Below are 6,052 nucleotides of genomic sequence, written 5' to 3'. Positions count from 1 at the left end.
ATCCGTCCGCGCCCAGACCCGGACGACTCCCGGACCCTGGCCGTGCCGGCCTGATCCCCCCCCCGGATCCTCCCCATCTGCTCGGGCGGCCCCGTGCCGTCCGGGTCGGCTGCGGGCGTCGCACCCGAGCAGCCCTGAACCCCTCACGTCCCGAAAGGACACCATGACCCTCACCGATGCCCCCTCCACCCGCTGGCTGCTGTCCCTGGCCGCCATCGGATCCCTGGCGCTGACCGCCTGCGGCACCACTGACGTCGACACCGACGAGGACACCGGCACCGACGCGGAGACCGGCCCGGTCACCGTCACCGACCACTCCGGCGAAGAGATCACCCTCGACGCTCCCGCGCAGCGCGTCGTCACCCTGGAATGGGCCCAGACCGAGAACGTCGCCCTGCTCGGCGGCAACCTCGTGGGCGTGGCCGACCTGGAAGGCTACGAGGCGTGGGCCTCCGCCGCGGAGATCGACGACGAGGACGTCGTCGACGTCGGCCTGCGCACCGAGCCCAGCATCGAAGCGATCGGCCAGGCGAACCCGGACCTCATCATCGGCGCCGAGGAGTCCGTGCCGGACGGCATGCTGGAGGACCTGGAGGAGATCGCCCCGGTGGTGCTGCAGGAGTCCGCCGACGCCTCCGACCCGCTGGGTCACATGGAGCGCACGTTCTTCCAGATCGGGGAGCTGATCGGAGCGCAGGACGACGCCGAGCAGGTCTGGGACGACTACGAGCAGACCCTCACCGACGCCCGGGAGACCCTCAACGAGGCCGACGCCGAGGACACGCCCTTCGTGGTCGTCTACCCCTCGGTGGAGGGCAACACCGCCACCTTCCGGCTCCACGGACCCGGCGCCATGGTCAGCGCCGTGGGCGAAGAGATCGGCCTCACCCCGGCCTGGGAGGAGGAGGGCGACGCCGGCTGGGCGATCAGCTCCTCCGACGTCGAAGGCCTCACCGCGCTGCCGGACGACACCGAGTTCTTCTGGTGGACCGCCTCCACCGAGCCGGAGGACCCCTTCGCTCCGCTGGAGGACAACTCCACCTGGAACTCGCTGGGCTTCGTGGAGAACGACCGCATGCACGTCATCGAGCGCACCTGGCTCTACGGCGGTCCCGGCTCGGCCATGCAGTGGACCGAGCAGCTCGCTGAGACCGTCGCCGACGACGCCTGAGCGCCGCTTCGGCTTCGACTGACACGAGACGACGGCGGACACCCGTGACCCAGCAGAAGGACGCTCTGGCGGTGCGCACCAGCGCCGCCGCGGCGCGCACCACCCCGGCGAAGGCCCGCTCCCTGGTGCTGCTCACCCTGATGGTGGGGCTGGGGCTTCTGGTGCTGCTCTCCGCGGTGCACCTGACTCAGGGCACCTCCGGGGTCAGCGCCCGGGACCTGCTGTCCGCCGTCGTCACCGGTCAGGACGCCCAGCTGACCGCCATCGCCCTGGACTCCCGCCTGCCACGGCTGGTGGGCGGTCTCGTGGTGGGCGTGGTGCTGGGCATCGCCGGCTGCGCGCTGCAGGCCATGACCCGCAACCCGCTGGCCTCCCCGGACACGCTGGCCGTCAACGCCGGGGCGCACCTGGCGCTGACCACGGCGGCGGCCTTCGGGCTGTCGCTGCCGCTGCTGAGCTCCGCCGCCCTGGCCTTCGTCGGGGGCTTCGCCGCCGCGGGACTGGTGCTGGCGCTGACCGGCTTCTCCGAGTCCGCGCCCATCCGCCTGGTGCTGGCCGGCACCGTGGTGGCCATGGGGCTGGCCTCGGTGACCTCGGCGCTGCTGATGATCCACGCCCAGTCCACCCAGGGGCTGTTCCTGTGGGGATCCGGCACCCTGAACCTCTCCGGAATCGGCGCGGTGCTGCGCCTGCTGCCGGTGGTGCTCGTGGCCCTGGCCGTGCTGGTGGTGCTGTCCCGGGCCACTGATGTGCTCTCCCTGGGCAGCGACACCGCCCAGTCGATGGGCGTGCGAGTCGGCCTGGTCCGCGGTGGGCTGCTGGTCTGCTCGGTGCTGCTGGCCTCCTCCGCGGTGACCATGGTGGGGCCGCTGGGCTTCGTGGGGCTGTGCGCCCCGGCCATCGTGCGGCTGCTGTCCACCCGGGTGATCCGCTTCGGCCGCTTCGGCTGGGCCATGGCGGGCTCCGGACTGCTCGGGGCGCTGATCGTCCTCGGAGCCGACGTCGGGGTGCGGGCCATCTTCCTGGGCGGCATCTTCGGCTTCACAGACCTCAACCTGGCGGTCGGCATCCCCACCGGAGTGGTGACCTCTCTGATCGGCGCCGTGTTCCTGGTGGTGCTCGCCCTGCGCATGCGCAGCGGCGGCAGCAGCCAGGAGATCGCCGCCATGGGGCTTCCCTCGGGGGTGCGGCTCTCGCGGAGGTTCGCCGTCGTCGTCACTGTGGGCGTCCTGCTGCTGGGACTGGTGGCCGCCGGCATGCTGCTGGGTGACTGGTGGCTGCGCGTGGGGGATCTGGCCCTGTGGCTGCAGGGGCAGGCGCCGCGGGCCATCGAGATCTCCCTGGACTTCCGCGCCCCCCGCGTGGCGGCCGCTCTGCTGGCCGGCGCCGTGCTGGCCGTGGCCGGAGGGTTGGTGCAGACCGTGACGCGGAATCCGCTGGCCGAACCCGGCATCCTCGGAGTGGCGGCCTCCGGGGGAGCGGGCGCGGTGATCGCGCTGATCGTGCTGCCGGCCTCCTCGGCGTGGACCATGTCAGCAGGAGCCGCGGCCGGTGCCGTCCTGGCCGGCCTGATCGTGTTCTCCCTGGCCAGCTCGCGCACCAGCTCCCCGGAGACGGTGGTGTTGGTGGGCATCGGCGTGATGACCGCCGCGCAGGCGATCACCCAGCTGCTCATCGCCACCACGCACCCGCACAATCAGGCCATGGCGATCTCCTGGCTCGGAGGGTCCACCTTCGGCACCGCCTGGCGGGATCTGGGGCCGATGCTGCTGCTCCTGGTGGTCGCCGTGCCGGTGCTGCTGGCGCTGCGGCGGGAGCTGGACCTGGTGGGCATCGACGACGTCACCCCGAGGATCCTCGGGGTCTCCCTCCCGGTGGTGCGCGGGGTGGCGCTGAGCATCGCCGTGCTGCTGGCCGCCGTCGCGGTGATCGCCGTCGGGGTGATCAGCTTCGTCGGTCTGGCCGCCCCGCACCTGGCGCGCATGCTGGTGGGCCGGGAGCACCGGTGGTTCCTGCCGGTCTCCGCCATGCTGGGCGCCGCACTGGTCTCCCTGTCGGACACCTTCGGCCGGACGGTGATCGCCCCGGACCAGCTGCCCGCGGGCCTGGTGGTCGCGGTCATCGGCCCCCCGTACCTGCTGTGGCTGCTCAAGCGGTCCACCTCCCGCACCACCCGGGCGACGACGCCGGCGCGGGCCTGAGCGCGGGGCCGGCCGGACGGCTCCTGTCCTCGCGGAGGGTGAAGCCCGTCACGTCAGGTCGGCTAGAGTCTGAAGGGAGAAGAGGACCAGCGGCGAGGATGCGAGGCGACGACATGCCGGAGACGATGCCAGACCAGACGCCGGAGCAGAACCCGGAGCCCAGCTACGAGGACCTGGCCCGGCATTTCGCCCAGGCGTTCACCATCACCGAGCCCACGCTGCTGGGTGCCACCGGGCCGGAGGTCCCGCTGCGCCCTGCCGACGGTGTCCCGGACCGTGAGCAGGCGCTGCGCCGCAATGACGGCGGATACCGCCTGCGCAACGTCACCCGGCCCACGCTGATCCCCTATCTGCCGGATCCCGGCACGGCCACGGGTGCAGCGGTGCTGATCGCCCCCGGCGGGGCCTTCCTGAAGCTGTCGATGGACAGCGAGGGAGCCGACGTCGCCCATCTCCTGCGGGAGCGTGGGGTGGCGGCCTTCGTCCTGAAGTACCGGCTGGGACATACCGGTGAGACGCTGGAGGACTTCGGAGCCCACCTGGCCAGCGCCTTCTCGCCGAGCGAAGACTCCGATGTGGTGGACACCCGGGGCGGACATCAGCGATTGGCGGTCGACGACGTCGAGGACGCGTTGGCGCTGATCCGGAGTCGGTCCGGGGAGTGGGGCGTGGACGCCGACCGGGTGAGCGCGATCGGCTTCTCCGCGGGGGCGTACGCCATCTCAGCCGCCGTCGCCGCCGAGGATCCGCAGAGGCGGCCGGGCTCCTTGGCCTGCATCTACGGGGGACGGTTGCCGGAGGCCGGATTCGAGGTGGAGCCGGGCCTTCCGGATCTGTTCACTCTGGTCGACGTCCACGACCCGCTGTGCGCCGGGGATGTGCTGGAGCTCATCGACACCTGGCGCCTCAGCGGCGCAGCGGTGGAGGGGCACATCTACCCCGGGGCGCTGCACGGCTTCGGAGCCCGGGTCACCGGCACCCCCGTGGACGCGTGGATCGACCTCTGGTTCGACTGGCTGGACCGTCAGGGGCTGCTCAGCCGAGTGTGATCGCGCGGGGCAGGGGGATGCGTCCTCTGCCGTCCGGCGCACCGGGCTGTGCTCTGAATTACGATCGAGGAGTGGACACCGGTACGGGAAAGCCCGAGCTTCGAGACGGCGAACGTTTCACAGCCGCGCACTTCCGCGACCCGATCCTCGGTGATCTGGTCGAGCTGATCGGGACGAAGTCTCCTGGTGACCGTCTGCCCGGCGAGCGGGAACTCGCCGAGCGCCTCGGTGTCAGCCGTACGGCGCTGCGCGACCGCATCGGGAGGTTGGAGGCGCTCGGGGTCGTGGAACGCAAAGAGCGGGCCGGTGCGGTGTACACGGGTCTGCAGCCTGAGCGGATGGGTGAGGCCCTCATCCTCGGGCTGATCTCCTCGGAGATCCATGTGGAGTCTCTGGTGACGGTGCGGCACGCCTTGGAACGGGAGGCGGCGATCCTGGCCACCACCGACCCCGTGCCGGAGGGACTGGCCACGATGCGCGGTGCCTTGGACCGGATGCGCGCGTCCGATGACGGCGCCGACATCCTGGCCGCAGACATCGACTTCCACGAGGGCCTCTTCGTGGCCTCCAACTCATCTGGTCTGATCTTCCTGTCACGCGTTCTGAGGGCGGTCCTGCGGGGCACCCTGCGGCTTGTGACCCTCGCCGACGAGCGAGACATGGTCAGGCAGGTCCACGCCCACATCCTGGAGGCGGTGGAGGCGCAGGATCCTGAGCGCGCACGATGTGCGGTGGACCGCCACTTCGCGCTGCTCGATGAGCTCTTCGCCACGCAGTCTCGTCAGCGGATGGCCGATGATCAGGACGTTCCCGGGACCCCCTGATGGAGGAATCCTCCATCCACGGGCAGGCAGACGCCGTTCACATACCGAGCCGCGTCGGAGGCCAGGAACAGCGCCGCCGCCCCCACATCCTCGGGCGAACCCATGGCGCCGGTGGGGGACAGAGCATCCCGCGCGGCGATCATCTCCTCCGCGGTGCTGTGGCTGCCGGTGATCTGCTGGTGCATCATCGGAGTGGCGATGAACCCGGGAGACAGAGCATTGGCCCGAATCCCGTCCCGGCCGTGCTGGACCGCAAGATGTGCCGTGAACTGGATGAGTCCGGCCTTCGCGGCGGCATAGGCCGGGTAGTCATACCCGACATGGCGCATCCCGCCGATCGACGCGATGTTGATGATGCTCCCTGAGCCCTGCCGGAGCATCACCGGCAGGACGTGTTTGACCGTCACGAACGCGCTGGTCAGATTGAGCCGGAGCGCTCTGTCCCAGTCGGCGACCTCCAGGTCCAGGGGCCCGCCCATCACCGCCACACCGACATTGTTGTGGAGGATGTCGATACGCCCTGAAGTCCGCAGCACCTCCGCGACGCATGTCCGCACGGAATCGGTGTCTGTGACATCACCCTGAAGGGCCGTGACCCGGGCGTCAGGCAGGGCGCGAAGGATGGCCTCCCTCGAGTCCTGGGCTGCCTGGCCTTGGAGATCGACGATGACGACCTCAGCGCCGGCCCCGGCATAGGCCTGGGCCGCAGCCAGTCCATTGGTGAGCTTCCCGTCGAGGGACCCGCCCCCGAAGATGAGTGCTGTCCTGCCTGTCAGTGTCATGGAGTCTCCGTCTCTGTGGAGGGCT

The 6,052-nt window shown here is 70.8% G+C and carries 5 protein-coding genes; 4 read left to right on the top strand and 1 reads right to left on the bottom strand.

Going from position 1 to position 6,052, the window contains the following annotated elements:
• Positions 1–163: 163 nt before the first annotated feature.
• The 4 genes from BCY76_RS03305 (at position 164) to BCY76_RS03290 (ending at position 5,245) form a co-directional block, all read left to right on the top strand.
• Positions 164–1,171 (top strand): ABC transporter substrate-binding protein, encoded by a 1,008-nt coding sequence (locus tag BCY76_RS03305; protein WP_070160300.1) that lies wholly within the window; start codon positions 164–166, stop codon positions 1,169–1,171.
• Between the two features lie 44 nt (positions 1,172–1,215).
• Positions 1,216–3,372 carry an iron ABC transporter permease gene (locus tag BCY76_RS03300; RefSeq protein ID WP_201791067.1) on the top strand — a complete coding sequence of 719 codons (2,157 nt, stop codon included), beginning with the start codon at positions 1,216–1,218 and terminating at the stop codon, positions 3,370–3,372.
• Positions 3,373–3,485: 113 nt separating this feature from the next.
• Positions 3,486–4,421 (top strand): alpha/beta hydrolase, encoded by a 936-nt coding sequence (locus BCY76_RS03295; RefSeq protein ID WP_139827588.1) that lies wholly within the window; start codon positions 3,486–3,488, stop codon positions 4,419–4,421.
• Positions 4,422–4,492: 71 nt separating this feature from the next.
• Entirely contained in the window at positions 4,493–5,245 is a 753-nt protein-coding gene (locus tag BCY76_RS03290; protein WP_070160303.1) for a FadR/GntR family transcriptional regulator, read from the top strand.
• Here the strand turns inward: BCY76_RS03290 and BCY76_RS03285 are convergent.
• Complete coding sequence (locus BCY76_RS03285; protein ID WP_070160305.1) at positions 5,221–6,027, bottom strand: SDR family NAD(P)-dependent oxidoreductase; 807 nt, start codon at positions 6,025–6,027, stop codon at positions 5,221–5,223. The genes BCY76_RS03290 and BCY76_RS03285 overlap by 25 nt on opposite strands.
• Positions 6,028–6,052: the final 25 nt, after the last annotated feature.

Origin of the sequence: Nesterenkonia sp. PF2B19 (genome assembly GCF_001758425.2) — a bacterium.
Taxonomy (GTDB): domain Bacteria; phylum Actinomycetota; class Actinomycetes; order Actinomycetales; family Micrococcaceae; genus Nesterenkonia; species Nesterenkonia aethiopica.
This window is presented reverse-complemented; position numbering and strand designations above follow the sequence as displayed.